Here is a 26,542-nt window from a genome sequence, read left to right as displayed (position 1 = left end):
CCAGAGTTTGACGGAATGATGACCAGATCGGGTATGCCCGGCCGCTATAGTCGGTGCATGACCGATCTATCACGTTGCGCTATCCACACCATGACCCATAAGCCCTGGTCGCTAGCTCAGTGCTGCGAACGTTTCGCCGCGGCGAGCATCGGGGGCATCAGTGTTTGGCGAAACACGGTTGCGCCTGAAGAGGGCGGGGTCGGGCTCGATGAGGCGGTGAATATTATTGAAGCCTCGGGGCTTGCGGTGCCGGCTTATGTACGCGGCGGGTTCTTTCCCGCCTTTGCTCCCGAGGACCGACAGAAGGCGATCGACCACAACAAGGTCATGCTCGATGAAGCCGCGGCGCTCGGTGCGGATCAGGTGGTACTCGTGGTCGGGGCGGTGCCGGGGATGACGCTCGCCGAAGCCCGGAAGCACACCGCGGACGGTATTGCGGCGTGTCTGGATCACGCGGAAGCGGTGGGCGTGAAGCTGAGCATTGAGCCGTTGCACCCGATGTACGCCGGCGACAAGAGCTGCGTGAATCGCATGGCCGAGGCTCGCGCGATCTGCGAGCAGCTGCAGTCGATGTGGTTGGGTATCGCGGTGGATGTGTATCACGTCTGGTGGGACCCCGACCTCGACCGAGAGATCGAGTTGGCCGGGCAGCAGGGCACGCTCTTCGGATTCCATGTCTGCGACTGGCGTTTGGAGACCCGGCACATGCTCACCGACCGCGGGCTCATGGGCGACGGCTGTATCGACATCCCCAGCATCCGCGCCAAGGTTGAAGCCGCAGGCTTTCAGGGGTTCAACGAGGTGGAGGTATTCAGCGAGGAGTACTGGGCGATGGATCAGGAGCAATACCTGAAGCTGATCGTCGAGCGATACCAGTCTTCCACCTGAGCGTGGGCCCGCTCTTGGCAAGTGCAGCGTGGTATCTTCCCCACATGCACGATGAGCATCAGAGCCCAGACTTTCCAGCCGGACCACCTCCACAGATTGTTACTCATACACCCGACGATCGAGAACGCTTGATCGCGGAGATCGCGACGGTCCCCAGCATCATGCGGGAAGCGGTGGCGGGTTTAAACGATGACGCATTGGACACGCCATATCGCCACTGGACGGTGCGGTAGATCGTGCATCATGTGGCGGACAGTCATGCCCATGCGCTGCTGAGGTTCAAGTTGGCGCTGACCGAAGAACAGCCGACGATCAAGCCGTACGACGAAGCGGCGACGGTGGGTTTGGCCGACAGCATGACGGGGGATGTCGAAGATGCGCTGCTGATGCTCGAGGCGATCCATCGGCGGTGGGTGGTCTTGCTTCGCGGGATGCAAGCCACCGATTTTGCTCGGAACTATATCCACCCCGAGCACGGCCAAACCTTCACGTTGGACCAAGTGCTGGCCGACTATCCGTGGCACGCACGACACCATGCTGGACAGATTATTTGGTTACGCGAACACCACGGCTGGTCGTAAGACTCAACCCGCGCGTTCGATCCACTCGTTTTCGAGCGGGCCGAGTTGCTTCTTGAGCGTGTCGCGTTCTTCTTGCAGGGCTTTGACCTTCTCGCCGTCGGCGTAGACGTCGGGGTCCATCAGGGCGAAGTCGATCTCGTTGAGCCGGGTCTCGACGCGTTCGATCTCCGACTCGAGTTTGGATTGGCTCATCTTGGACGCGGCGCCGTTGTTGGATTTGGTGATTTTCCGATCTGGTGATTTGGCGATTGGCTTTTCGGCCTTGGGTTTCTTGTCTTTTGGCTTCTTTTGCTTGGGCTTGGGATTAGGTTTGTCGTTGGTGGGCGCTGTATTGCTTACGCCTGCGGCGGCTTTTTCTTGTTGCTCCAGCCACTCGGAATAGGTGCCCAGGAAGAGCGTGCAGTTGCCGTTGCCGTCGAAGACCAGGAGCTGGTCGACGAGGTTGTCCAGCAGCATCCGGTCGTGGGTGATCAGGATCAGGGTGCCGGCGTGGGACTGGTTACCCGCAGTCGAATACGCCTGCTGCTGGGTGGTGTAGGTGCGCAGGGTGTCTTCGAGACGCTCGGCACTGGGGATGTCGAGGTGGTTGGTGGGCTCGTCCAGAACCAGCAGGTTGTGCCCACCGTTGACCAGGCCTGCGAGCACGGCCCGGGCGCGTTCGCCGCCGGACAACACCGACAACGGCTTGTCCTGCGAATCACCCGAGAAGAGGAACGCCCCGGCGAGGTCGCGCGCTTCCTGCTCAAGCTCGTTGGGCGTGTAGTCGCGGAGGTACTCGACGATGGTGCGTGACAGGTCCAGGTGTTCGTGGGTCTGGGTGAAGAAGCCCACGTCGATCTGGCTGCCGATCTTCGCGGTGCCGGCGGTGGGGGTCTGCTCGCCGAGCAGGCAGCGGATGATGGTGGACTTGCCTGCGCCGTTGGGCCCGATGACGCCCAGGCGGTCGCCGCGCTTGATGGTGAGGTCGACGTTTTCGAAGAGCTGCTTGGCGGTGCCGTCGTTGTCGTGCACCAGCTTCAGGCTCTCGGCCTGGGCGACGACGTCGTTGCCCTTCTTCTTGGGGCTGAAGTTGAGCTTCATCACGTCGAGCTCGACGGGCGGCTCGATCAGGTGGTCGCGCTTGAATCGTTCGAGACGTTTCTCACGGCCCTGGGCCTGCTTGGCCCGTTGGCCGGCGCGGAACTTGTCGATGAATCCCTGCTCGGACTTGATCAGCGTCTGCTGCTTCTCGTAGGCCCGTCGCTGGTCTTCGATGCGCTCGGCTCGCAGGGTGCGGAACTTGGCGTAGTTGCCGGGGTACTCGACCATCTGGCCCGCTTCGAGTTCGTAGATCTTCGTGACCACGCGGTCCAGAAGCCAGCGGTCGTGGGAGATCAGCACGACACCGCCCGCGTAGGTCGACAGGAACCCTTCGAGCCATTCCCGGCCGGCGATGTCGAGGTGGTTGGTCGGTTCGTCGAGCAGCAATAGGTCGGGCTCGGAGAGCAACAGCTTGGCGAGGGCGAGTCGGCCCTTTTGTCCGCCGGAGAGGTCACCGCATTTGATGTTGAACATCGCATCGGTGAGCCCGAGGCCGTGGAGGGTCTCGTCGATCTTGTGGTCGACCGCGTAGCCGCCCGACGCTTCCATCCGCTCTTCGAGCTGCTGATATTTTTTCATCAGCGCATCGAGCTGATCGGGCTCGGCGGTCCCCATGGCCTCGGCCGTTTCTTCGAGTTGCTGGTGGAGCGACTCGAGCTCGGCGAAGGCGTGGCCGGCCTCCTCGCGGAGGGTGCGGTTCATGTCCAGGTCGTGGTCCTGGTGGAGGTACCCGGCGGAGCTGCCGCGTGCGAGCTGGATCTGGCCGGACTCGGGCTTGAGCCCCGAGGGCAGGCCCTTGGTGCCGCCCAGGGCGGCGATCATTTTGAGGAGGGTGGACTTGCCGCAGCCGTTGCGGCCGACCAGGCCGACGTGTTGGCCGGAGTCGACGGTGAGGTTGACGCCGTCGAGGATGGCGCGGTCGCCGAAGGAAAAAACGAGGTTGGCGACGCTGAGCAGGGCCATACGGGGGCAATCCGGGGGTTTGGGGGTTTCCGGGCGGTCTCTGGGGTGCCCGAGGGGCCCCGCAGTGTAGCCGAAGGTGGAAAAATTGGTGGTGATTTGGCGTGGCCTCGGGCCGGTTGCGCGTGCATAGTTGGGCGTTGGCGTAACCACGCCGATCGTCGTGCTGGTCGTGCCCCGGGGCCTCGAAAGAGAGGGGGGCGGGCCGGTTCGTACGCAAGCCGCCCGACCGGTCCGATGGGGGATCACGGTGGGGCATCGATCGCGACAGGGGAGTTCCGGGCAGGTGCGTGTGGCACCTCTGGTTGAGGACGGAAATAGGGAAGCGAATCACCCCCATGAATCACAAGCGGAATCTATTAATCGTGCTGGCCCACGGCCTGCGCAGCGATGCATTATCCGATGAGCGCGAGTGGCCCCTGCCCACGCCCCACCTGGTCGATCTGGCAGAGCGCGGCGTACGCCTGGTGCTCAGCAGCGCCAGCCCGGCCGACCCCGGCGGGATGACCAGCGTGCTCACCGGCCTCCACGCCCGGCAGCACGGCCAGCTGCGTGACGATGAACAACCCCAGCCCCTCCGCGACGGCCTGCCCGCATGGCTCGCCGACGCGGGGTACCACACCGTGGGCGTCGGCGAAGTCGGCGCGTTCGCCTCGCTGCTCGACGAGTCGCTGGTCACCGAAGGCGTGGCCAACCCCGAGCCCAAGCCCAACCGCTGCTGGTACACCGCCGCCGCGCGGTCGCGTGGTCACGCCCCGGCCCTCGCGCAGCAGCGTCGGCAGCGTCTGCGGTCCGGCCCGTTGGCGCCCGATCGGCTGATGCTCGAACCCGAGGAAGACATCGACGGTTTCATCGCCGCCCAGGCCGCCGAGGCCTTGGGCCGGATGCCCGAGGACAAGCCCTGGGCGATGTTCGTGGTCTTCAGCGGCCCGGGCAACGAGCTGCCCCCGCCGATGTACTACGACGGGCTGGTCGAAGGGGCGGACCTGGCGAAGGGATTTGTGCCGGCCAAGTTCGAGCAGCTCGATGCGCTCGTCGAGCCGGAGCTTCCGCGCTCGGTCTTGCAACGGCTCGAGCCGCATCAGGTCGCACGCATCCGGGCCGACTACCTCGGCCGGGTCAGCCTGATTGACCACGGCGTCGGCCGGTTCAACGAGGCGTTGTCCAAACGCAAAGACGCCGACCGCACCTGGACCGTGCTCACCTCCGACCGCGGGCAACTGCTCGGCGAGCACGGCCTGATCGGCCACCGCTCGTTCCTGGCGCCTTCGATCGAGGTGCCGCTCATCGTCACACCGCCGGACGCGCCCGGCGTGTCGCCGCCGAAGGAAAAATTCCAGGACGGCCTGTTCAGCGTGGTCGATGTTGCGCCGACGATCGCCCACCTCGGCGGAGCGGACCACCCCGAAAGCGTCGCGGGGCGCAGCGTCCTGCCGATCTTCAACGCCGAGCCCGTGCTTCCCGTGCCGCCCGCCAACCTGTCGGAGTTCCACGACCGGTTGCTCGTCGAAACCGAGCGGCACAAAGCCGTGTTCCGCACCGGCGACCGCAAGTGCCTGGGCCTGTTCGATCTGCTCGAAGACCCCGAAGAAAAGGTCAACCTGATCCACGACAACACCGCCACGACGCGGAAGCTGGTGCTGCAGATGCGGCTGCATCTGTCGGGGGTGTTGATGCCGTTGCGGGGGTGAGTGGAGCGGTTTGAAATCCCATGGGTGCCGCGGCGGCCCCGGGTCACTGACCCGGGGCTAAATTTTCGCATGCAGGTCCCTGGCGATCCTGCGACACTCTGGGCTCATGAGTCTGCTCAACAACACCGCGATTGCCACGGGCATCCACGCGATCTTTCGTGTGACGTCGCGCTGCGCGTTTGTGGGGCGGGAGCATCTTCCCGCCAAGGGGCAGCCGTACATCCTGGCGATCGCGCACCTGTCGCACTACGACCCGGTCGTGGTGGGGGCGCTCCTGCGGCGGAAGCTGGACTTCATGGCCCGGGCTGAGTTTTACGAGACGCCGATCGCGCGGTGGTGCGTGGAGCACGCGGGTTGCGTGCGGATCGATCGGTACGGGCAGGCGTTGCCGGGGGTGCGTGAGGCGCTGCGTCGTTTGGAGAAGCGTCGGCCGATCGCGCTGTTCCCCGAGGGGGAGATCATGTCGGGCGACGATTCGGTGCTGAACGGCGGGCCGGTGAAAGGGGGGGCGGGGTTGTTGGCTCGGCGGAGCGGGGTGCCGATCGTGCCGTGTGTGGTGCTGGGCAGTGAGCAGTTCCGGCGTGTCATGCCGTGGCTACCGTTGCGGACGGGGCGGTTGTGGATCGGGTTGGGTGAGCCGATCCGGGTTGCCGGTGATGCACGGCCCGGCCGGGCGTCGCGCGCCGCGAGCTCAGCCGAGTTGGCCCAGGCCATGCGGCGGGTGTACCGGCAGATGCAGGAGCGTTTCGACATCCCGGGCGAGGTCAAGCCATGAACAGCTGGACCGGCGACCTCAAGGCGATGTTCACCGCCCCCGTGCGCGACAAGTTCAACTACTTCATGCGTGTGGTGTGCCGCCCGATCTACGCCGTCACCCACCGCCGGATTCTCCATGGCCAGCAGCACGCGATGCGGGAGGGCGGGTACCTCGTCGTGGCGAACCACACCAGCCCGTTCGACATCCCCGGCCTGATGTACGGCGTGCCGCGCATCATCGACTTCGTCAGCATCGTCGAGGTCATGGGCGTGCCCGGCGTCGGGGCGTTCTACAAGCTGTTCAACACCATCACGCTCGACCGGGGCAAAGTCGATGCGGCGGCGGTGCGCACGATCGTGTCGCGGCTGCAAGCCGGGCGGGTGGTGTGCATGTTTCCCGAGGGCAAGATCACGCCGGAGGAAGACTCGGTGTTGCACGGCGGCGAGTTCCGCTCGGGCTTCGGCCGGATCGCCCGGCTGGCGGATGTGCCGGTGATCCCCACGCTGATCCTGGACACCGCCAAGAGTTCGGGCGTGATGGCGTGGCTCCCGTTTTCGCGCACTCGTTTCTACGTGGCGTTTGGTGAGCCATTGTTCGTGCGCGAGGATTTGGAAACGCGGGCGGCGCAGAAAGAACTTGAAGAACGCTGGCGGGAAGCGGTGGTGGAACTCGCTCGTCGGCTTGATGAGCATCGGCACGACTGACATCAGTCGCGTGCCCTCACCCTAACCCTCTCCCGAGGGGAGAGGGGGCAAGGCAATAATCCCTCCCCCGTCGGGGGAGGTGGCCGGCGAAGCCGGTCGGAGGGGTAATGTAAGTCCGAAGGGGTTTGCGAATCAGTCGAAAACCCGAGGCTTAGACCTCTTCGATTTCCTTGGTCTTCTCACCCACCATCTTCTCGACAATGCCTTCGTAGTTCTTCAGCAGGTCTTGGACTTCATTCTTGGTGCCCGAGACGTCGTCTTCGGACAGGCCGAGCGATTTGTCTTTGCCGGCGGTGTCGATGTGCTTGTTGGCGTCGCGGCGGGCGTTGCGGATGGTGACCTTGGCTTGCTCGCCCATCTGCTTGACGCTGGCGGCGAGTTGCTTGCGGCGGTCGCCGGAGAGGGCGGGGATGTTGAGGCGGATCTGCTTGCCATCGACCTGGGGGTTGAACCCGAGGCCAGCCTTTTCGAGGCCTTTAGCGATCTCGTTGGTGGTGCTGGGGTCGAAGGGCTTGACCAGGAGCTGGGTGGGCTCGGGGGCGCTGATGAGCGCGACGCTGCGGAGCTCAGACTCGGCGCCGTAGCACTCGACCTTGACCATCTCCAGCATCGACGGCTGGGCCCGGCCGGTGCGGACGCCTTTCATCTCTGACTTGGCGTAGTCGATGGCTTTCTCCATCGATTCTTCGGCTTCCATGAGGATTTCGTCGAGGTCCATGAGTCGCGGTGCTCCAAGTGAGATTGTGTGATTTCTTGAATGAGGGATTGGATCATTCCTGGCAATCAAGAAATGATGCGATCACACTTTAGTGTTTTCAGCCGACCCGCGTGCCGATGGATTCGCCGGCGACGACACGGGCGATGTTGCCGGGGACTTTCATGTCGAAGACGACGATGGGGATGTTTTGGGCTCGGCACTGTGCGAAGCTGCCGATGTCCATGACCTTGAGGTCGCGGTTGATTGCTTCGTCGAACGAGAGCGATTCGAAGCGGACCGCGTCGTTGAATTTGTTGGGGTCTTTGTCGTAGATGCCGTCGACCTTGGTGGCCTTGAGCACGACGTCGGCGGAAATCTCGCTGGCGCGGAGGCTGGCGCCCGAGTCGGTGGTGCTGAAGGGGTTGCCCGTGCCGGCGGCGAAGATGACGACGCGGCCTTTTTCCAGGTGACGTAGCGCACGGCCGCGGATGAAGTTCTCGGCGACCGAAGACACCATCAGGGCGGACATGACGCGGGCGGGTTGGCCGATGTTTTCCAGCGCTTCTTTGAGGGCGAGCGCGTTGATGACGGTGCCGAGCATGCCCATCTGGTCGGCGACGGCCTGGGGGATGACGCCTTGCTCGGCGAGGGCCGCGCCGCGGATGATGTTGCCCCCGCCCACGACCACGGCGATCTGCGTGCCGGCGTTGGGCTTGTCGCCCTCGCGGCGGAGCCGATTGGGGTCGACCTCGGCGTTGACCTTGGCGGCCTCGGCGATCTCGTGGGCGATGAGGCGGAGCTCATCCGGGTCGACGCCGAAGCCACCCTCGCCGCTCAGGGCCTCGCCGCTGATCTTGAGGAGGACACGGCGGTAGTGGGGCGTGGCGAGTTGGATGACGGGTTCGGTCATGGTGATGTAATTGGAGTTTCCAAAAGGGGTTTCGTCAAGTGGCGGTGACAACCTTTTAACCTGCCGCTTGCGGCTTAGGGGGTGTGGTCAGGCGCTAAGCCGCAAGCGGCAGGGGTTAGTCGTGTTCTTTGAACCCGAAGGCTTTCTTCCAGCGTTGCACCAGTTCGGGGGGGAGCGGGGCAAACTGGGGGCGGGCCAGCGGGGGCGGGCCCTGGGCATGCTTTCGGAGCTGGTCGCAGAGCTGATCGATGAAGTCTTCGCTGGCCAGGTCTTTGGCCCGGCGGCGTCGGGCGGCGGTGCGGATCACGCGGTCGCTGCTGACCACGGTGAGGCGACGCGGGGCGGAGTGGGCGTTGATGAGGTCGATGATCAGGTCGTCGGCCGAGCGGTGGCTGCCGGCGTAGACCAGGTCCACCTCGGCGACGGGCGATGCTTCCACTCCGAGCGGTTTGGGCCGGCCGTCGGCGACCACGGTGATGGGTTGGCCCGAGGCCGCCCACTTGGTCCGGACCAGGGCGTGGCACAACCCCGCTTCGCTGAGCCCGGCGAGCATCGGGGGCATCGAGACGTGCAGCACGTTGTAGCAGTCGATGATCAACGGCATGAACGCACTTTACGCGGCGGGGGCGTCGTCGGTCGGGGTATTACCCGGGGTTTGTTCGTTATCCGTGTCGGGCAAAGGCTTGAACAGTCGCCACCCCGTGAATACGGCCAGCACCAGCGTCGCCCACAACACATGCGAGGTGATCAATTCCGGGGTCGCGAATTTCTGGTTCAGCACGATCGTGGCGGGGAACCACACGCTGGCAAAACTCACCCCCAGCAGCCCGACCCACACCCAACGCCCCGCCCGGGCCTCGCGGTGCAGTTCCCAGGCGAGCCAGCCCCAGAACGGCGCCAGGACCATCTGGTAGTGGCTCCAGAACAGCGGGTTGAACACCATCCAAGTCAGCATCGCCAGGTACAGCCCGGCCATGAGCAGGGCAGCCTTTTGCTCCGGATGACGACGTGTCTGGTGCCGGGTGGCCACGGCCGTGGCCAGGAGCAATACGATTCCCAGACGCCGTATCCAGCCCAGGGCGTTGCCGTTGGGTTCGATCCATCCCTGACGCAGCAAAACCGCCGCCAGGGACTGGTTGGAGACTTCGGGGGTAGTGGTGGTCAGGTTCGGGGCGATGTCTTGGAAGAACCTTTCAAACGGGCCCGCCCCCATGACCAGCAGGCTCAGCCCCACGATGGCGACGGTGACCGAGATCGTCCCCACGATCGCACGCCACCTTCCCAAGGCCGCGGCGACGATGACTAACGGCCCGGAGGTGGCTTTGAAAATCCCCCCCAGCGCTAGCGACCACGGGGTGTGGAGGTCGGATCGGCGTAGCAGAGCCAGGACCGCCATGCCGATGAACGCGGAGCTGACCATGGCGATGTTCAGGGCGCGTGTACCGTTGATCATGGCCGGGCAGATGCAAACCAGGGCGGTCAGCACCAGTTCGATCCGGCTGGGCTGGCCCGCAAAGTGGCGGTAAATCAGCCCCGCCTGGACCCCGACCAGCCACACGGTGAGGCAGGACAGAACCGCGAAGGCCAGGATTGCGGAGTCGTACGTCATCAGCCCCAACGGCCAGAACAGCAGGGCGGCGGGCGGGGGATAGATGTAGCGGAGGCTCTCGGGGGGCACGCCCCGCTCCTGGGCCAGCCGGAGGTAGTCGGCGTGGGGGGTCGAGGCGGTGGGGTAGGCGGGGTTCAGCTGGGCGTCGGGCAGGGGGGTGGCGTACAGGGCGTCCCATTCGCCCTGGGCCGCAATGGTCCCGGCCATGTAAAGCTGGGGGAAATCCACGTGCTCGGGCGACGACAGGACGTACGGGAGCATGACGCCCAGCATCCAGCCCAATAGGACCACCCGCCCGATCCAAAGCCACCGTTTTGTTGATTTCCCGGACAATTTGGGGCCTCTCCTGGACAGTGATCCCGGCGTTCAGGCTTGACCCAGTGGGTCCACCTGTTAAATTACGCGGCTCGCCCGCCCATTCCCCAGAGAATCGGCGGGATGCCAGACATAACATGCCACATCTGTGAGGCATTTCCAGTTCCTCGGCCGTAAACCCTGATTATTTCGGTCCGGTCATCCCGCTAACCCACGTACCACCCATGAGCACCACCACCACCCCGACCGGCAAACTCACCCGCCTGCAGAAGACCCGTAACTTCGGCATCTGCGCCCACATCGACGCGGGCAAGACCACTACCACCGAACGCGTGCTCTACTACACCGGCAAGTCCTACAAGATCGGTGAAGTCCACGACGGCACCGCCACCATGGACCACCTCCAGGACGAGCAAGACCGCGGCATCACCATCCAGTCGGCGGCCACCACCTGCCCCTGGACCCGCGACGGCATCGAGTACACCTGCAACCTGATCGACACCCCCGGCCACGTCGACTTCACCATGGAAGTCGAACGCTCCATGCGGGTCCTCGACGGCGCGGTCGTCGTGTTCGACGGCAAGGAAGGCGTGGAAGCCCAGTCCGAAACCGTTTGGCGTCAGGCCGAGCGTTACGGCGTGCCCCGCATCTGCTTCATCAACAAGATGGACAAGATCGGTGCCGACTTCCAATTCAGCTTCGACTCCATCGGCGAGCGCCTCGGCGCTAAGGCCGTGCCCGTGCAGATCCCGATCGGCGCCGGCCACGAGTTCGAAGGCCTGGTCGACCTGCTCGCCATGAAGGCGTTCTACTTCACCGGCGACATGGGTTCGGTCGTTGAAGAAAAAGAAATCCCCGACGAGCTCAAAGAACTCGCCGAGCAGAAGCGTGAAGAGATGATCGAAGGCGCCTGCGACGTCGACGACGATCTGGCTGAGCTGTACCTCGGCGGCGAAGAGATCAGCAACGAGCAGATCACCGCCGCGCTGCGTAAGGGCACGCTGTCCAAAGAAATCCACCCGACCTTCTGCGGCTCGGCCCTCCAAAACATCGGCGTGCAGAAGCTGCTCGACGGCGTCATCGACTACCTGCCCAACCCCACCGAAGTGCCCGAGACCGAAGGTACCGATCCGGACGACGCCGAGAAGCGCCTCACCCGTCCCCACGACGAAAACGCGCCGCTGTCGGCCCTGGTCTTCAAGATCGTCAACGACGCCCACGGCGACCTGACCTACGTCCGCATCTACTCCGGCAAGCTGACCAAGGGCACCCGCGTGCTCAACTCCAACAACGGCAAGAAAGAGATCGTCAGCCGTATCTTCGAGATGCACTCGAAGGACCGCCTGGCCCGCGACGAAGCGCTCGCCGGCGAGATCGTCGCCGTGGTCGGCCTCAAGAACAGCTACACCGGTGAAACCCTGTGTGACGCGGACGACTCGATCGTCCTCGACCGGATGGACTTCCCCGATCCCGTGATCTCGATGTCCATCGAGCCCGCCACCGCCGGCGACAAGGAAAAGCTGTCCAACGCTCTGGGCACCATCCGCCGCGAAGACCCGTCGTTCCAAGCCAACTACGACGAAGAAACCGGCCAGACCATCATCGCCGGCATGGGCGAGCTGCACCTGGACATCATCACCACTAAGCTCACCCGTGACATGAAGATCGGCGTGAACGTCGGCCAACCCCGCGTGGCCTACAAGGAATGCATCACCGGTTCCGCCGAAGCCCGCGGCATCCACAAGAAGCAGTCCGGCGGCCGCGGTCAGTTCGGCGACTGTACGATCAACGTCTCGCCCATCACCGAGGAAGAAGCTGAAGAGCAAGAGCTCAAGTGGGAAGACGGCGTCGTCTTCGTCGACAAGATCGCTGGCGGTGCCATCCCCCGCGAGTTCATCCCCTCGGTCGGCGTCGGTTGCCGCAACACCGCGATCTCCGGCGTCCTCGCGGGCTACCCGCTGCTGGGCGTCAAGGTCGAGCTCACCGACGGTAAGTACCACGACGTTGACTCCTCGCAGATCGCCTTCGAGATGGCCGGCACCCTGGCATTCAAGGAAGCGACCAAGAAGGCCGGCCTCCAGCTCATGGAGCCGCTCATGAAGGTCGTCGTCACCACCCCCGACGAGTTCTTCGGTAACGTCACCGGCGACCTCAACCGCCGCCGTGCGATCATCGTCGGCGACGAAGAGCGTGGCGTGGTCCGCATCATCACCGCCGAGGCCCCGCTCTCGGAGATGTTCGGCTACTCCAACAGCCTCCGCGGCATGAGCCAGGGCCGTGCGTCCTACGCCATGGAGCCGCTGAAGTACGCCGCGGTCCCCGCCAACGTCGCCAAGACCATCCTCGAAAACCAGGAAGGCTAATCGCTTAGCTATCCCGGAAATCCAGACCCCACCACGCCCACGGCCCTCGCCGTGGGCGTTTTTTTTAAGTTGGTGTCTCCCTTAAACGATGTAGGGTATAACCTGAAGCTCCCGACTCGTCGGGAGACACCCACCAAGCAGGGGCCGGACCACGTGGAAGACAACGACATCGCTCAGCTCGAGCTGGCCAGTATCCGGCTTCACACGCCGGTCAGTATCGTCGTGCCCACGTTCCGCGAGGTGGAGAACATCCCCCGCCTGATCGAGCGGATCGCCGCGCTGGCCGAGGCCTACGACGCCGAGTTCGAGCTGATCTTCGCCGACGACAACAGCCGGGACGGCAGCGTCGAGGCGGTCGAGAACTGCGGCTACCCCTGGGTCCGTATCCTCGTGCGGACCGAAGACCCCGGGCTGAGCCAGTCGGTGATCGACGGCATGAAGGCGGCCACCCACCCGGCCATCGTCTGCATGGACTGCGACCTCAGCCACCCCCCCGAACGCATCCCCCACCTCATCCTCGCCCTGCAGTCCGGCCAGCAGTTCGTCATCGGCTCGCGCTACGTCCCCGGCGGATCGACCGACGACGACTGGGGCTTGTTCCGCTGGCTCAACAGCCGCATCGCCACGCTTCTGGCTCGGCCGCTCACCGACAGCAAGGACCCCATGGCGGGATTCTTCGCGATGCGCAAAGAAGACTTCGACAACGCCAAAGACCTCAACCCGGTCGGCTACAAGATCGCGTTGGAGCTGATCGTGAAGTGTCGGCTGGAGAACGTCGGCGAGGTGCCGATCCACTTCCGCGACCGCGACCTGGGCGAGAGCAAGCTCACGCTCCGCCAGCAACTGCTCTACATCCAACACCTCCGCCGGCTGTACATCTACAAGTTCTCGACCGCGATGGAGCTTTTGCAGTTCCTGGCGGTGGGCAGCTCGGGCATGGTCGTGAACCTGGTCACCCTGACCGTGTTGTCGCTGCTCGGCGCTGCCGATGGCGTGGCGTTGCTTGGCGGCATCGCCGTGAGCGTGCTCAGCAACTTCCTGCTCAACCGCCGATTCACTTTCGGCTACGCGCGGGGCGGCAACTTCTGGAAGCAGATGGCCGGGTACTTCACGGTCACCTCGGCGGGCGCGACGATCAACTACATCGTGGCCTACGTCATGCGGCAGACGCTGCTGTCGGGCTTCGGCCTGGGGCTGCAGCTCTCGGCGGTCATCGGGATTGGCGCGGGCATGATGTTCAACTTCCTGGGCAACCGCTTCTTCGTGTTCAAACGCCGCAGCTACGCCCAGCGAGCCGAGGCCCAGGCCAAACAACCGGTGGACGTGCCAGAAGATTCAGCCGAAGCTGAGCCTTCCTCGGCCGTGTGAACGCCCGCCCCTACACCTGCGAGAACAGACGATTGAACGAATCGGCCGACGCCTCCACCACACCCCAAGCACCCGCGGCTTCGGCTGCCTTGCTCGAGCGACGCGGCCCGGCGTTGCTGGCGCTCGCCGTGGTAGTGTTGATCGGGACGGCCCTGCGGTTCTACCGCATCGGTGTGCTGCCGCTGTGGCGTGACGAGGGCGCGACCCTGCGGTTTGCCCGCCGAACGCTGGGCGAGCTCTGGGGGCCGTTGGCGGTGTTGGAGACCAACCCGCCGCTGTACTACAGCGTCCAGCGGCTTTGGCTGGTGTTCGGCGAATCGGAGGCGGCGCTGCGGTCGCTGTCGGCGGTGCTGGGTGTGGCATCGATCGGATTGACCTACCTGCTCGCGGCGGGGCTGGCGGCCCCGGAGGTGCGGCGGCGGACGGGGCTGGTGGCGGCGGCGTTGTATGCCGTGGCGGCCATGCAGATCGAATACGCCCAGGAAGCCCGGGCCTACGGCATGATGACCACGTTCGCCCTCGGCGCGATGGTCTGCCTCTCGGTTCTCCTGCGGCATCCGATCGCGGCGAGTCGGCTCTGGTGGAAGCGCGGGGACAATCCGTCCACGGCCGAAGGCGAAGCGAGTCTCCGCCTAGGCTTGGCCTGGGCGGGGTACATCCTCTCGTCGCTGGTGATGCTCTACACGCACAACACCGCCGTCGTCCCGATGGCGTGCATCCAGCTTTTGACCTTCACTTGGTGGCTCACGGCGGGCGGCCGGCGGTGGGGCTTCTTCGGGAACTGGTTCGCCGCTAACGTGCTGGTGCTCGTGGGGTGGGCCTGGTGGATCCCGCGCATCATGGGCCAGGCGACCAACCGCCTGCAGACCAACTGGTGGATCCCCGATGCGAACTGGGGATCGGTTTGGCAGTCGTTCGAGCAGATCTACCTCTACGACCACCTCAACCGCATCGGCCTCGTGGCGTTGGCGCTGGGGCTGATCACGATGCTCCTGGGTTTGTTGGCCTGGCGGAAGCGGCCGGTGGCGTTGCTGATGTGTCTGGGGATGGGCGTGGGCGGCATCATGTTGTTGTACGCCCTCAGCCAGTGGAGGCCGATGTTCCTGACCCGGGCGGTCATCTGGACCGCCCCGGCGATGTTCGCGCTTATGGCGGCGGGCTTGATGTCCATCCGGCCGACGCCGCTGCGTCTGGGCGTCGTCGGCTTCCTGCTGCTGCTGTCGACCAAGAACGTGCACTCCTCCTACGCCCTGATCGAGAAGTCGCCTTGGGACCGGGCCGCGGACTACGTGCGGGACCACGACGAGGCGGGCGACCTGCTCGTGTTCATCTGGGAGCCCCACGACACCGCGTTCGATTACTACTACCCTCAAGACACCGGCCCCGCCGACCGCATCGGGCTGGTCGATCTGTCCGCCGCGGAGTTCGACGGCGAGGCCCCCACGGCGTACTTCATCACCCTCGAACGCGTCGCCCGGGACCGTCTCGAAGAGAGGGCCAAGGGATACCAAACGGTCTGGCTGATCACCAGCCGGCCCGCCGAGCAGTGGGAAAACAGCGTCGCGGTGTTGGGTGATCCGGCGTCTATAGGGAAGTTCGGCCGTATCGTCGTGCGCGAGTACCGATTGGCGGAATAGATTATTCCGCAGGGTTGGCTCGCTCGCTGCGGTCATCCAGCGGCAGCCGCATCAGGCCCGCTAGCGTTTTGCCTTCTTCGCATAGCTCTTCCCCGCCCCACGTTAACCGCAGTTTCTTGCGGCCACGCATCAGGATCAGCTCAAAGCTCTCTTCGTCTTGCGTGACCCGGACCTCGTTGAATTCGTGGAAGCTGTAGGTTTTGACGTCTCCCGGGACGCCCCAGAACCCCGTGGTCCACCGCTGGACCCAGCCGTGGTCGAAGTCGATCACCGTGTAGTGATTGAACGAGAGGCCGACGGCCGCCAGGATGGCGAAGAAGCTGATGCCGGTACCGATACACACGCCGCCGTCTCCAGAAAGAAACGCGGTGACGGCAAACGCTACGAAAAACAGAGGGATCAGCACACGCATGGTGTGAGCGGCTCTCCCTTGATGGAACTTGTAGTGCCGGGTGTTCTCAGCCAAGCTTGGGTCTCGCGCGTGAAATCAACCTGTGCCGATCTTACCGCGAGCGTTTGGATTTGAGTGGTGCAAGGCGGAGAATCCCCGCGGGAGGAGTCCCACTTCTGTCGGCTTAGCGCTCGTTGATCACGTCCCAGATCGCCTGCTGCTGCGGGTTGAAGGTGTCGCTCAGCGAAGTAATCACTTCAAGGTCGGCATCGAAACGATCGCGGTCGATCCAGCGGACGGCCGCGTCGGCGTAGAGCGCGTGGACACCATCGCCGTGGCGGGAATCGACCCGTTCGGGGAGTCCGACGCTGTCGGCCAGGATTGCTTGCTGGCCGAGCAGGTCGAGCTTGGGCAGGTTGGTGGCGTTGACGGCATCGTCGGGGATGGGGGCGAGCGGGGCCATGCCGTAGCTCGTGAGGACGTTTTGTCCCGGCGTGCCGGGTGGCCAGGGGTTGGAGGCGGAATCGAAAGATTGCCCTTCGCTCGTTTCGGCGGGGCAGTAGAAGACTTCGGGTGTCTCCATGAGCCCGTGCTCGTGCAGCCAGCCGTAGAGCACGAACTTACTGGCGAAGCCGCTGTAGACGTTGGCGTTGAATTGCAGGCGGGGCGGAAAGCTGGCGCTGGTGTCACGGTAGCCGACCGGGATGTTCTGATCGAAGTCGCTGGCGTAGACGTGGATGAGCTGGTGGATGCTGCGCAGGTTGCTCTGGCAAACGACGTTGCGGGCGGCTTTGCGCGAGGCCCCGAGGGCGGGGAGCAGGATACCGATGAGGATCGCGATGATCGAGATCACGACAAGGAGTTCGATCAGCGTGAAGGCTTGGCGTTGGGGCATGGCAGAAGCATAGCCCCGATAGCGCGCGATCGGTTGGCGGGTTTGGGATTTTACGTGTTGAATCGGCTGACCAGTTCCCGCAGCTCTTCGGCCTTGCGGGACAGGTGGTCCGAAGCCTTGTTGGCCTGGCGGGTCCCCTCAAGGGAGTACGAGCTCACGGTGTTGATCTGCTCGATGCCCAGCGCCACTTCCTGGGCCGCGGAGGACTGCTCCTCGGCGGCCGCGGCGATAGATTGCACCTTGGTGGCCAAACTCTCGGAGGTGCCCACGATCTGCTCCAGGCTGGTCCCGGCCTGGGTGGCGGTTTCCACACCGTGGTTGACTTGATCGGTGCCCGTGTTCATGCGGCCGACGGCCGAGGTGGTGTCTTTCTGGATCGCGATGATCGACTGGCTGATCTCGTCGGTGGCCTGGGTGGTGCGGTCGGCGAGCTTGCGGACCTCGTCGGCGACGACGGCGAACCCGCGGCCGTGCTCCCCGGCGCGGGCCGCTTCGATCGCGGCGTTGAGGGCTAGGAGGTTGGTCTGGTCGGCGATATCGTTAATGACGGCGATGATCTCACCGATCTGTTCGCCGCGTTTGCCGAGTTCGGAGACGGCTTGAGCGGAGTGGGTCACGGCGTCTTTGATGCTCTGCATGCCGTCGACGGTCTGGCGCACCACACCTTGCCCCTCGCGGGCCACGCTGCCGGCTTGGTCGGCGTCACCCGCGGCGTCGCTGGCTTGCCGGGCGACCTCGACGACGCTGGCCGACATCTCTTCGATGGCGGCGCTCATCGACATGACCTGAGACGACTGCTCACCCATCCCACGGGCGAGCTCATCGCTACACGCGGCGACCTCGGTGGCGGCGGCGGCGACTTCTTCGCTGGATTGGCTGACCTGACCGATGATGTCGCGGAGGGTGCCTACAAACTCGTTGAAGGAGCCAGCGAGTTGGCCGACTTCGCCTTTGGCGGAGGTATCAGCAGTGAGGTTGAGATTATTGGTGGTTTGGATCTCGTTGATCGTGGCGACCAGCTTCCCGATGGGGCGGTTGATCGAACGCATGATGAACCAGGCCCCGGCGACACCAAGCAAAACAATCAGGCCGGTGGCAGCCGCGAAAGCAAGCATCGTATTGGCCGCCGATGAAGCCGCCGCTTCGGCCTGTCCTTGCAATTCGGCGGAGAGGAAGTCTTCGGTTTCTTTCAGCTTGTTGATCTTGTTGGTGATCGTGCTGAACCACACGCCGGGATCGACGCCGAAGTTGCCCCTGTCGGCGTTGGCAAACGCCGTGTCGCGGTAGGACTGCACCTGGGCGAAGGACGGGTCGGCCGAGGCCTCGTCGATAAACGCCAACGCTTCGTCAGAGGTGAGGGCCTTGAACTCGTTGAGGTAGATGTCCTGCTGGGTGACGAGCGAGACGAACTTTTTGTACATGCCCGGGCCGAAGGCGTCGGCGGCGAAGGTGTTGGCCAGCACCGCACGCTCGATGCCGGCGCGTTCCTTGCCTTTGAGGAAGTGGACGTAGGCGGTGATCGACCGCGTCAGGTCCGCGTCCATGCTCTGCTCTGACATCACGCCGATGGCGTCGAGGAACTTGCCGTTCATCGCGGTGTAGTAGCCCAGCGCGTCGCCGGTGGTGATGCTCTGAGAAGAGACGGCCTGGCGTTTGCCTTGGATCTGTTCGAGGTCGTCGAGCGCCGCGGCAAAGCTGTCCTGGAAGGCGGGGTCGAAGTGGGTGGCGTCGAACGTTTCGAGGAAGTCGTACAACTCTGCGATGCGCTGGTCCGCGAGCTTACGTTGATCCGAGAGCTCGGCGGTGAACTTCGCGCCCTTGCTGCCGAGGAAGCCCGCGGTACGGCCGCGTTCCTTCTGGGTTTCATGCACCAAGGCGCTGACGCGCACCGCCAGGTCGGCAAGGGTCTGGATGTCTTTCATCTCACCGGCCACCCGGGCGTTGGCCAGAGTGCTGTTGATCCCCATCAGGGCGATCGCCAGGAGCGGGATGGCTGCGAGCAGAGTGAGTTTGAATTTAATGGACATGGAAGCCTCTCGAAGTGTTTCTATTCAGGGTAAACCTGTATCGAATCAGCCTTCGGCAAGAAATGTGAGTGGGGTGAGCCGTTTCGTCGAGGGTTTAAGCAAAGCCGGCTCATGAAACCGATTAATCGATTCGTAAGACCGGATAACTCTCCTACGAGAGGTCGATGGCCTTGGTGCAGCGGTTATCTGGACCAAAAAAAGACACCCTTGGGAAAGGGTGTCGGGAGTGATTGGGTTTGGAGTGCGACGGCTTTTATGCGGGCGTGGGCATGATGCCCGGGGCGGGGTCGTCGTCGCCGTCGGCTGCCCGATCGGTCGAAGGCTCATCCGCCTGTGCCGCTTGCTCGGCTTCGAGCTTTTCTTTCTCCGCGGCGAGCAGGTCGCTGACGGTGGCCTTGTTCAGGGGCTCACCCTTCATGATCTTGTCGACCTCTTCGTAGGTCAGCGTCTCGTACTTCAGCAGCGCCTGGGCGAGGTCTTCGGTCTGCTGCTTGTGCTCGGTGATGAGATCGACGGTTTCCTGATACGTCGTATCGATCAGGCGTTTGATCTCGGCATCAATGAGCTCGGCGGTTTCATCCGAGTACAGCTTGTCGGGCTGCTCCCAAGGCTGGGCCTGGCTATCGACGCCCAGCATCTGGAAGCCGAGCTTTTCGGACATGCCGTACTCGGTCACCATCGCCCGGGCGACGCCCATGACCTGGCGGATATCGCCGGCGGTGCCGTTGTACTGGTCGCCGGTGAACATCTGCTCGGCGATCCGGCCGCCGTAGCTGACACGCATCATCGAGAGCAGCTGCTGCTTGCTCTGGATGTGGCGATCTTTGTCGGGCAGCATGAACGTGGCACCCAACGCTTGGCCACGCGGGATGATCGTCACCTTGTGCAGCGGCTCGGAGTGCTCGTCGTAGTACATGACCACGGCGTGGCCGGCCTCGTGGTAGGCGATGACCTTCTTCTCTTCTTCTTCGATCTTGTGCGACTTGCGCGATCGGCCGTAGCGCACCTTGTCGCGGGCCTCTTCGAGGTCTTCCTGCTCGACAAAGTCCTTGTTCTGCAGGGTCGCACCGATGGCAGCCTCGTTGATGATCGCCGCGAGCTCGGCACCGGAGAACATCGGCGTGCCGCGGGCGAGCTTCTCGAGGTCGGCCTGGGGATTGAGCTTGATCTTGCGGGCGTGGACCTTGAGGATCTCCAGCCGGCCCTTGATGTCGGGCAGCTGCACCTGCACCTGGCGGTCGAACCGGCCCGGACGGGTCAACGCCGGGTCGAGTACATCCGCGCGGTTGGTCGAGGCCATCACGATGACCTGGTCGGAGCTGTCGAAGCCATCCATCTCGACGAGGATCGCGTTAAGCGTCTGCTCACGTTCATCGTGACCACCGGACGAAAACCCGCTGCCACGGCGACGGCCGACGGCGTCGATTTCGTCCAGGAAGATGATGCACGGCGAGCTGTCTTTCGCTTGCTTGAACAGGTCGCGAACACGGGATGCACCCACGCCGACGAACATCTCGACGAAGTCCGAGCCAGAGATCGAGAAGAACGGCGCATCCGCCTCGCCCGCCACGGCCTTGGCCAGCAGCGTCTTACCGCAACCCGGCCGACCGATCAGCAGCACACCACGCGGCACGCGGCCGCCCAGACGCTGGAACTTCTTGGGGTTCTTGAGGAACTCGATGATCTCGCCGACTTCGTCCTTGGCTTCGTCGATACCCGCGACGTCGGCCAGGGTGATGTTCGAGTGTTCTTTGTTGAGGACTTTGTGCTTGGACCGGCCGAAGCTGCCGAGCATGCCGCCCGGCCCGCCGCCCGCGCCACGGATGCTGCGGAACACGAAGAAGTAGATCAGGAACAGGATCAGCAGGATCGGGCCCCAGGCGATCAGGATCTGCACCAGCAGGTTGCTGCCGGCATCTTCCTTGACGTTGCCGTAGCCGATCTTGTCCAGCAGGAACAAGCGGTAGGTCTTCGTCTCGATGCTGATGGGGGTGAAGATACGGCCGTTGGGGGCCTTGGTGACGATCTCGCCGGTGAGGCCTTCGCGGAGCTGGCCGATGATGCGGTCGTTTTTCACGACCAGCGATTCGTTGGTGTCGAAGTCGCCGTTCTGGGCGCGTTCGTAGAACTCTTTCCAGGACACTTCGCTGGCCGAGTTCTGGGCCGAGTTAACCAGGAGGAGCATGACCAGGGCGATGATGCCGACCATGATCCACGCGAACGCGCCGCGGGACATGACGTTGTTGGGCTTGCCGTTGTTGCCCGGCCCGCCGCCACGGCCGGTGGGCTTGTCGTCCTTGCCGGAGCGGTTGCCGTTGTCGCGGGCGGGCCGCTTGTCGTCACCGCGGTTGATTTTGGGGTCTTTTTCGTCAGACATCGGGGTTTCTTGAGGGGGCGGCCGTGTGATCGTAGGGCGTTTGCCGGCCGCAGGCGTCGAGGAAGCGGGATGGTTCAGAACGGTATTGTAGCCCGGCGGGGGGCTTCATGGTGAAACATCGTCGGGGTGTGACGCAGACCTGCATATTAATGTACGGCCGAATCCCCGCCCGGGTTTACCAATCGCCCCGCAGCGACGAGACCACGTCCCGGGCCAGCCGCTGGACCGCCGCGTGCTGGCCGATCTCAAAGGATTCGCCCACGGGCTGGGTGGGCACGTATCGGCCCACGCCGGAGAAGTTGCGTCGGCTGGTGATCTTGGCCCCGCTCCGCTGGTCGGTCCAGTCGTAGTCGATCGTGACGGTGACCTGGACCTCCTGGGGCAGGCCGCCTTCCCGGGTCCGGCTGAGCTGCTGCACGACGACGCTCGAAACCGTGCCCGACAGCAGCGTGTCCGCCACGTTGGCGTCCATCGTCTTGTACGGCGTACGCTGCTCGATCTCCTTGACCAACGCCTCGGTCAGGTCGTATTCGATGCCCCGGTAGAACGTGCGGTTGTCAAAGATGGGCACCGCCACGCTCTGGTACTCCTCGGGGAACAGCTCCGCGGTGGAGTAGCCGCAGCCGACACCGGACAGCACAAAGAGGGCGATCACCAGGAGCCCTGGCGATCTGCGATCGCCCGCTAAACGTTGGAGGGGATGCGATTGGCTCTTCATCACTCGTCCCCCTCGTCTTCGGGCAGCACCGGCGGCTCGCCCATGGCTTCGAGCCGGGCGACCGCGTCGCGGGCCGCGGTGGTGTCGGAGTATTCTTGAATCAGGCGTCGGTAGAGCAGGGCGGCCGAGACGTTCTCGCCGGTGCGGTCGTACCAGTTGGCGCTGGCGTAATCCCGCCGCGCCAGCGATTCGCGAATACGGACCAGCAGCGCATCGACGCCCACCCGTTCGGCGGCCGCGGGGTATTCGTCTCGGTACTGGCGGAGGCGTTCCCCGGCGTCGATCAGTCCGGTGCCGTCGAACTCGGGGCCCTTGAACCGGGCCAGGCTCGCCTGGATCAGCCGGAGCAACGCCCACTGCCGCAGCTCGCTCTCGGGGTAGTTGATCAGGAACAGGTCGTAGGCCTCGGTCGCCAGGATCATCTGGCTGCTGTTGAAGTAGTGGTCGGCCAGGGCGATGCTGGCCTGCTCGCCGATGGGCGAACCCGGAGCCCGTTCCTGAACGCGGATGAGCAGCTCGGCGCCTTCGCCGTCGGCGGGGAGCCAGCGGACGCCCCAGAGCTTGCGCTTGAAGCCCGTGGTGAAGAGCACCCCGATCTCGTACTCCCGCTCGATCGCGGTCCAGAACTGCTCCGAAGCGGGGTAGTAGGTGATGACTTCTTCGTAGTCGAACAGGGCCTTGTAGAAATCGCCGTTGGCGGCCTTGGCGTCGCCCCGCAGCAGATAGGCCTCGACCGCGAGCGGGTCGTTGGGGTAGTCCTCGATCCAGGCTTCCAGGGCTTTGAGCGCCTTCTTGGGCTCGTCCTGCGCGATGAGCTTCCGCGCCGCCGCCAGCTCCGCCGCGGGCGTCCCCGGCTCGGGCACGGCGACCTCGGCAAAGCCTCCGTCGGTCAGTTCGTAAGACGTCTGGCCAAGGGCTTGGACGGCGGTCAGGGATAACAGGGCTGAGAAGACAACGAGCCTGAACATGCGGACATTCTACGGTGTTGCTCAACCGGCCACACAGCCGGGAGCGGGTGGCAAGGACTACGCCCGGTGGAACTGCTTTTCGAGGTCTTTGAGGGTGAGGCGGACGGTGGTGGGGCGGCCGTGGGGGCAGGAGCTGCTGCGCTCGATCTCGTCACGCTTGGCCAGCAACGCGGCGAGCTCGGTGTCGCTGAGTTTGTCGCCCGCTTTGACCGCGGCTTTGCAGGACATCATGTCCAGGACTTCGTGCAGCGCCGCCTCGGCGGTGTCGACGTCGGCTTCGGGACGCAGGTCGGTGGACGAAAGGTCGCCCGCCTCGGCCTTGTCGAGCAGCTCGTTCATGAACGCGATCGGGTCCACGCCGCGCTCGAACAGCAGCGACGGGAACGCCTGCACGCCCACGGCCGACGGTCCCAGCGGCTCGGCCTCGATGCCCAGCCGGGTCAGCAACGGCTTGACGTTGTCCAGCAGCGACTGCCGTTTCGCATCCGCATCGACGACGGCCGGCATGAGCAGCCGCTGCGACTCGAGATTGCCGCCCGCGACGAGGATGCGCTGGCGGAACTCTTCGAACATGATGCGTTCGTGCAGGGCGTGCTGGTCGACGATGATCAGGCCTGGCTCGCGGCCGGGGGTGTTGTCGTGGGTGACGACGTAGCTGTTGTGGAACTGCAGGATGTCGCGGACTTCGGGTTGCGGATTTCGGATCTCGGAGGCCGGGGCTGCTGAGGGCTCGGCGTCGGCGAACATGTCGGTCTCGACCATCTCCCGCTTTACTTCTTCGTACACGAACCCCTTCTGCTTGGGGTCCATCTGCTTGAAGTAGTCCACAAACGCATTGGGCGTCGGCGTCGCGATGGGCGCAGCAGGCGTATCCCCCTTGCCTTGTCCCAAGCCCCCAACCCCCAACCCCCAACCCCCGGATCCCTTCAACGACGCATCCGGCACCAAATCCGTCGCCAACAACCGCTGACGCACCTGCGACAGCGCCAGCCCGTGCACGCTGCTGGGCTTGGTGAAGCGGACCTCGGCCTTGGTCGGGTGCACGTTCACATCCACCAGCGTCGGGTCGAGTTCGACAAAGACCACCGCGACGGGCTGCTTGTCCGGGGCGATCAGTCCGCGGTAGGCCTCCTTCACCGCGTGGGCGAGGTTGCGGTCTTTCACCGGTCGGCCGTTGACGCAGAGGTATTGGAACTTGCTCGAGCTCCGCGCGATCGAGGGTTCGCCCGCCAGGCCCCAGATGCTTGCGGGTTGCAGCGGCTGGCCCTCGGCGTCGTTTTCGATGGGGCGGGTGTCGTGGTGCTCGAACTCGAGCAGGGCGGGTTCGAGTTCTTTGCCCAGGATGTTGACGCAGCGCTGGCGCTGGTCGTCGTTGGGCGGAAGGTCGATGGACTTGCGCCCGTTGTGCGTGAACGTGAAGCCCACGGCGGGGTGGACCATCGCGGTGCGGTTCACGGTGTCGGCGATGTGGCCGAACTCGGTCGCGGCGGTGCGCATGAACTTGCGGCGGGCGGGGGTGTTGAAGAACAAGTCGCGGACCTCGATCACCGTGCCGGGCGCCATCGCGGCGGGGCGGGGCGGGGTGATCTCGTCGCCGGCCTGCTCGATGATGTGGCCCGAGTCGTTGTCGGGGGTCCGGCTGCTGAGCCGTAAGCGGCTGACACTGGCGATCGACGCCAGCGCTTCGCCGCGGAAGCCCAGCGTCTCGATCGCGGCGAGCTGCTCGGCGGTTTCGAGTTTGGACGTGGCGTGTTGGGTGAGGGCGAGGGGAAGTTCCTCGGCGGGGATGCCGTGGCCGTCGTCGGCGATGCGGATGAGCTTGAGCCCGCCTTCTTCGATGGCGATATCGATCCGCGTCGCCCCCGCATCGAGGCAGTTCTCGATCAGTTCCTTCACCACCGACGCGGGGCGTTCGATCACCTCACCCGCGGCGATCTGGTTCACAAGCAGCGGAGACAGTTTGCGGATCGGCATAACGAGCTATCTTACCCGACCCCGGCCGCCGGAAGTTTTCGCCCCGCCGTGTTTTTCACAAGAGGAACCCCATGCCCCTGACTCCCCAAGACGTCGTGCTCTTCCAGGGCGACTCCATCACCGACTGCGGCCGCGACCGCGATCGGCAGCTCGCCAACGACCCCGCTTCCCTAGGCAACGGCTACGCCAACCGCGTCGCCCAGCGGCTGCTCGCCGAACTCCCCGGCGTCACCGTCCACAACCGTGGCATCTCCGGCAACCGCGTCTGGCACCTCCGCGATCGCTGGGCCGAAGACGCCCTCGCCCTCAAGCCAACCGTCCTCTCGATCCTCATCGGCGTCAACGACACCTGGCACGGCACCGCCAAGGGCCAACCTCTCGACGTCCCCGAAGGCGGCACCAGCCTGCCCGAGTTCGGCCGCATCTACCGCGAACTGCTCGACCGCACCAGGGCCGAGCTGCCCGACGTGAAGCTGGTGATCTGCGAGCCGTTCGCGCTCGAGTGCGGCGCGGTGACCGAGCTGAACTTCCACCCCGACATCGACGAGCGGGCCAAGCTCGTCCGCGCGATCGCCGAGGACTACGCGGATGTGTTCGTTCCGTTCCAGACGGTCTTCAACGACGCCCTCGCCCAGGCGGGCCCCGATCACTGGGCGGGCGACGGCGTGCACCCGTCCGAGGCGGGCCATCAACTCATGGCCGACGCGTGGCTCGACGCGGCCGCCAACCTCTGACCGAAACTGCTATCTTCCCGGCGTGGCTCAGACCCTCTCCGAAATCAAGACCCTCCTCGCCGCGCACGGCCTCCGCCCCAAGCATAAGTTCGGGCAGAACTTCCTGCACGACGGCAACCACATGCGCCGCATCATGGACGCCGCCGACCTGCAAGCGGGGGATGTGGTGCTCGAGGTGGGCCCGGGCACGGGCGCGTTGACCGAGCGGCTGCTCGAAGTAGGGGCCGAGGTGGTGGCGGTCGAGATCGATACCGACCTCGAGCCCGTGCTCACGCACCGCATGGCCGGGTTGCCCGATGGGCAGGGCGATCGCTTCACGCTGGTCGTGGGGGATGCCTTGGCGGGCAAGCACACGATCAACCCGGCCGTCATCGAGCCGACAATGGCCCGGGTCGCGTCTTCGGGTCGGGAGTCGTTCAAGCTGATCGCGAACCTGCCGTACCACGTCGCCTCGCCGCTGATGGCCAATCTCGCGGTCGATCACCCCGCCATGAGCGACGCGGTGGTGATGATCCAAAAGGAAGTCGCCGACCGCCTCGAAGCCAAACCCGGTAGCAAGGCCTACGGCCCACTCGGCATCCTCATCCAAACCCTCTGCGAGGTCCGTACCGTCGGCACCCTGGCCCCCGGCTGCTTCTGGCCGCCCCCCAAGGTTGCCTCAACCGTGGTTCACCTCAAGCGTCGCCCCCAGCCGTTGACCGACGACCCCAAGGCGTTTTCCGCAACGCTCAAAACTCTCTTCACGAAGCGTCGCAAGCAGCTCGGCTCGATCCTCGGCCGGGACACCGAGCTCCCCGAAGGCATCAGTCACGACACCCGGCCGGATGCGCTCACCGTTGAGCAGCTCATCGCCTTGGCCGAGATGTTGGGGTCAGACATTAAGTAACCGAATTACGCC

22 protein-coding genes are annotated in these 26,542 nt (G+C 64.6%); 10 read left to right on the top strand and 12 right to left on the bottom strand.

Translation table 11 applies throughout. The features are described 5' to 3' along the window. Positions 1 to 57: 57 nt before the first annotated feature. A complete protein-coding gene (locus HNQ40_RS03145) occupies positions 58 to 888 on the top strand; it encodes a sugar phosphate isomerase/epimerase family protein (RefSeq protein WP_184676308.1) in 831 nt (276 codons plus the stop codon). 236 nt (positions 889 to 1,124) lie between these two features. Next, a complete protein-coding gene (locus HNQ40_RS18035) occupies positions 1,125 to 1,469 on the top strand; it encodes a DinB family protein (RefSeq protein ID WP_221435350.1) in 345 nt (114 codons plus the stop codon). Positions 1,470 to 1,472: 3 nt separating this feature from the next. On the opposite strand, the gene HNQ40_RS03135 is transcribed toward HNQ40_RS18035, so the two are convergent. Beyond that, positions 1,473 to 3,512 (bottom strand): ABC-F family ATP-binding cassette domain-containing protein, encoded by a 2,040-nt coding sequence (locus HNQ40_RS03135; protein WP_184676306.1) that lies wholly within the window; start codon positions 3,510 to 3,512, stop codon positions 1,473 to 1,475. 335 nt (positions 3,513 to 3,847) lie between these two features. On the opposite strand from HNQ40_RS03135, the gene HNQ40_RS03130 reads away from it, so the two are divergent. The 3 genes from HNQ40_RS03130 (at position 3,848) to HNQ40_RS03120 (ending at position 6,661) form a co-directional block, all read left to right on the top strand. Next, entirely contained in the window at positions 3,848 to 5,200 is a 1,353-nt protein-coding gene (locus HNQ40_RS03130; protein WP_184676304.1) for a sulfatase-like hydrolase/transferase, read from the top strand. A gap of 106 nt (positions 5,201 to 5,306) precedes the next feature. Further along, positions 5,307 to 5,975 carry a lysophospholipid acyltransferase family protein gene (locus HNQ40_RS03125; RefSeq protein ID WP_184676301.1) on the top strand — a complete coding sequence of 223 codons (669 nt, stop codon included), beginning with the start codon at positions 5,307 to 5,309 and terminating at the stop codon, positions 5,973 to 5,975. Then, entirely contained in the window at positions 5,972 to 6,661 is a 690-nt protein-coding gene (locus HNQ40_RS03120; protein ID WP_184676299.1) for a lysophospholipid acyltransferase family protein, read from the top strand. Before HNQ40_RS03125 ends, HNQ40_RS03120 begins: the two co-directional genes overlap by 4 nt. Before the next feature lie 151 nt (positions 6,662 to 6,812). Here the strand turns inward: HNQ40_RS03120 and frr are convergent, their stop codons facing one another. The 4 genes from frr to HNQ40_RS03100 form a co-directional block, all read right to left on the bottom strand. Beyond that, positions 6,813 to 7,379 carry a ribosome recycling factor gene (frr, locus tag HNQ40_RS03115; protein WP_184676295.1) on the bottom strand — a complete coding sequence of 189 codons (567 nt, stop codon included), beginning with the start codon at positions 7,377 to 7,379 and terminating at the stop codon, positions 6,813 to 6,815. 97 nt (positions 7,380 to 7,476) lie between these two features. Continuing rightward, positions 7,477 to 8,268 carry a UMP kinase gene (gene pyrH / locus HNQ40_RS03110; RefSeq protein WP_184676293.1) on the bottom strand — a complete coding sequence of 264 codons (792 nt, stop codon included), beginning with the start codon at positions 8,266 to 8,268 and terminating at the stop codon, positions 7,477 to 7,479. A 115-nt stretch (positions 8,269 to 8,383) separates the two neighbouring features. Beyond that, a complete protein-coding gene (locus HNQ40_RS03105) occupies positions 8,384 to 8,872 on the bottom strand; it encodes an NYN domain-containing protein (RefSeq protein WP_184676290.1) in 489 nt (162 codons plus the stop codon). 9 nt (positions 8,873 to 8,881) lie between these two features. Continuing rightward, the gene (locus HNQ40_RS03100) at positions 8,882 to 10,168 is read right to left on the bottom strand and encodes a glycosyltransferase family 87 protein (RefSeq protein WP_184676288.1); all 1,287 of its coding nucleotides are present in this window, start codon (positions 10,166 to 10,168) and stop codon (positions 8,882 to 8,884) included. Between the two features lie 248 nt (positions 10,169 to 10,416). Here HNQ40_RS03100 and fusA point away from each other — a divergent pair, with 248 nt between their 5' ends. The 3 genes from fusA (at position 10,417) to HNQ40_RS03085 (ending at position 15,560) form a co-directional block, all read left to right on the top strand. Next, positions 10,417 to 12,555, top strand: a complete 2,139-nt coding sequence (gene fusA, locus HNQ40_RS03095; RefSeq protein WP_184676286.1) for an elongation factor G — start codon at positions 10,417 to 10,419, stop codon at positions 12,553 to 12,555. A 153-nt stretch (positions 12,556 to 12,708) separates the two neighbouring features. Beyond that, entirely contained in the window at positions 12,709 to 13,923 is a 1,215-nt protein-coding gene (locus HNQ40_RS03090; RefSeq protein ID WP_184676283.1) for a glycosyltransferase, read from the top strand. 32 nt (positions 13,924 to 13,955) lie between these two features. Beyond that, positions 13,956 to 15,560 (top strand): glycosyltransferase family 39 protein, encoded by a 1,605-nt coding sequence (locus HNQ40_RS03085; RefSeq protein ID WP_184676281.1) that lies wholly within the window; start codon positions 13,956 to 13,958, stop codon positions 15,558 to 15,560. 1 nt (position 15,561) lies between these two features. Here the strand turns inward: HNQ40_RS03085 and HNQ40_RS03080 are convergent, their stop codons facing one another. The 7 genes from HNQ40_RS03080 to mutL all read right to left on the bottom strand — a co-directional run bounded on the left by HNQ40_RS03080 (position 15,562) and on the right by mutL (position 24,910). Continuing rightward, positions 15,562 to 15,972, bottom strand: a complete 411-nt coding sequence (locus tag HNQ40_RS03080; protein ID WP_184676278.1) for a hypothetical protein — start codon at positions 15,970 to 15,972, stop codon at positions 15,562 to 15,564. Between the two features lie 163 nt (positions 15,973 to 16,135). Beyond that, a complete protein-coding gene (locus HNQ40_RS03075) occupies positions 16,136 to 16,846 on the bottom strand; it encodes a type II secretion system protein (protein WP_184676276.1) in 711 nt (236 codons plus the stop codon). Between the two features lie 50 nt (positions 16,847 to 16,896). Then, positions 16,897 to 18,873, bottom strand: a complete 1,977-nt coding sequence (locus HNQ40_RS03070; RefSeq protein WP_184676274.1) for a methyl-accepting chemotaxis protein — start codon at positions 18,871 to 18,873, stop codon at positions 16,897 to 16,899. 253 nt (positions 18,874 to 19,126) lie between these two features. Then, entirely contained in the window at positions 19,127 to 21,250 is a 2,124-nt protein-coding gene (gene ftsH / locus HNQ40_RS03065; protein ID WP_184676272.1) for an ATP-dependent zinc metalloprotease FtsH, read from the bottom strand. Positions 21,251 to 21,425: 175 nt separating this feature from the next. Continuing rightward, positions 21,426 to 21,905 (bottom strand): LptE family protein, encoded by a 480-nt coding sequence (locus HNQ40_RS03060; protein WP_184676270.1) that lies wholly within the window; start codon positions 21,903 to 21,905, stop codon positions 21,426 to 21,428. Positions 21,906 to 21,967: 62 nt separating this feature from the next. Beyond that, positions 21,968 to 22,936, bottom strand: a complete 969-nt coding sequence (gene bamD, locus HNQ40_RS03055; RefSeq protein WP_184676268.1) for an outer membrane protein assembly factor BamD — start codon at positions 22,934 to 22,936, stop codon at positions 21,968 to 21,970. A 57-nt stretch (positions 22,937 to 22,993) separates the two neighbouring features. Further along, positions 22,994 to 24,910: a DNA mismatch repair endonuclease MutL gene (mutL, locus tag HNQ40_RS03050; protein WP_184676265.1), complete on the bottom strand. Its 1,917-nt coding sequence runs from the start codon at positions 24,908 to 24,910 to the stop codon at positions 22,994 to 22,996. Positions 24,911 to 24,981: 71 nt separating this feature from the next. Here mutL and HNQ40_RS03045 point away from each other — a divergent pair, with 71 nt between their 5' ends. Together HNQ40_RS03045 and rsmA are read left to right on the top strand one after the other, a co-directional pair. Beyond that, on the top strand, positions 24,982 to 25,644 hold the full coding sequence (locus HNQ40_RS03045; protein ID WP_184676263.1) for an SGNH/GDSL hydrolase family protein: 663 nt from the start codon (positions 24,982 to 24,984) through the stop codon (positions 25,642 to 25,644). 22 nt (positions 25,645 to 25,666) lie between these two features. Further along, complete coding sequence (gene rsmA / locus HNQ40_RS03040) at positions 25,667 to 26,530, top strand: 16S rRNA (adenine(1518)-N(6)/adenine(1519)-N(6))-dimethyltransferase RsmA (protein WP_184676262.1); 864 nt, start codon at positions 25,667 to 25,669, stop codon at positions 26,528 to 26,530. Positions 26,531 to 26,542: the final 12 nt, after the last annotated feature.

The sequence above is a fragment of the Algisphaera agarilytica genome (assembly GCF_014207595.1).
In the GTDB taxonomy this organism is placed as follows: domain Bacteria; phylum Planctomycetota; class Phycisphaerae; order Phycisphaerales; family Phycisphaeraceae; genus Algisphaera; species Algisphaera agarilytica.
The sequence above is the reverse complement of the archived record's forward strand: the minus strand, read 5'-3'. Positions and strand labels throughout refer to the sequence as shown.

Coding starts and splice junctions, on each gene's coding strand:
- HNQ40_RS03070 (WP_184676274.1), bottom strand. CDS start 18,873: ATGTCCATTAAATTCAAACTCACTCTGCTCGCAGCCATCCCGCTCCTG.
- HNQ40_RS03080 (WP_184676278.1), bottom strand. CDS start 15,972: ATGCGTGTGCTGATCCCTCTGTTTTTCGTAGCGTTTGCCGTCACCGCG.
- HNQ40_RS03145 (WP_184676308.1), top strand. CDS start 58: ATGACCGATCTATCACGTTGCGCTATCCACACCATGACCCATAAGCCC.
- frr (WP_184676295.1), bottom strand. CDS start 7,379: ATGGACCTCGACGAAATCCTCATGGAAGCCGAAGAATCGATGGAGAAA.
- HNQ40_RS03130 (WP_184676304.1), top strand. CDS start 3,848: ATGAATCACAAGCGGAATCTATTAATCGTGCTGGCCCACGGCCTGCGC.
- fusA (WP_184676286.1), top strand. CDS start 10,417: ATGAGCACCACCACCACCCCGACCGGCAAACTCACCCGCCTGCAGAAG.
- HNQ40_RS03120 (WP_184676299.1), top strand. CDS start 5,972: ATGAACAGCTGGACCGGCGACCTCAAGGCGATGTTCACCGCCCCCGTG.
- mutL (WP_184676265.1), bottom strand. CDS start 24,910: ATGCCGATCCGCAAACTGTCTCCGCTGCTTGTGAACCAGATCGCCGCG.
- HNQ40_RS03075 (WP_184676276.1), bottom strand. CDS start 16,846: ATGCCCCAACGCCAAGCCTTCACGCTGATCGAACTCCTTGTCGTGATC.
- HNQ40_RS03045 (WP_184676263.1), top strand. CDS start 24,982: ATGCCCCTGACTCCCCAAGACGTCGTGCTCTTCCAGGGCGACTCCATC.
- HNQ40_RS03125 (WP_184676301.1), top strand. CDS start 5,307: ATGAGTCTGCTCAACAACACCGCGATTGCCACGGGCATCCACGCGATC.
- HNQ40_RS03105 (WP_184676290.1), bottom strand. CDS start 8,872: ATGCCGTTGATCATCGACTGCTACAACGTGCTGCACGTCTCGATGCCC.
- ftsH (WP_184676272.1), bottom strand. CDS start 21,250: ATGTCTGACGAAAAAGACCCCAAAATCAACCGCGGTGACGACAAGCGG.
- pyrH (WP_184676293.1), bottom strand. CDS start 8,268: ATGACCGAACCCGTCATCCAACTCGCCACGCCCCACTACCGCCGTGTC.
- bamD (WP_184676268.1), bottom strand. CDS start 22,936: ATGTTCAGGCTCGTTGTCTTCTCAGCCCTGTTATCCCTGACCGCCGTC.
- HNQ40_RS03135 (WP_184676306.1), bottom strand. CDS start 3,512: ATGGCCCTGCTCAGCGTCGCCAACCTCGTTTTTTCCTTCGGCGACCGC.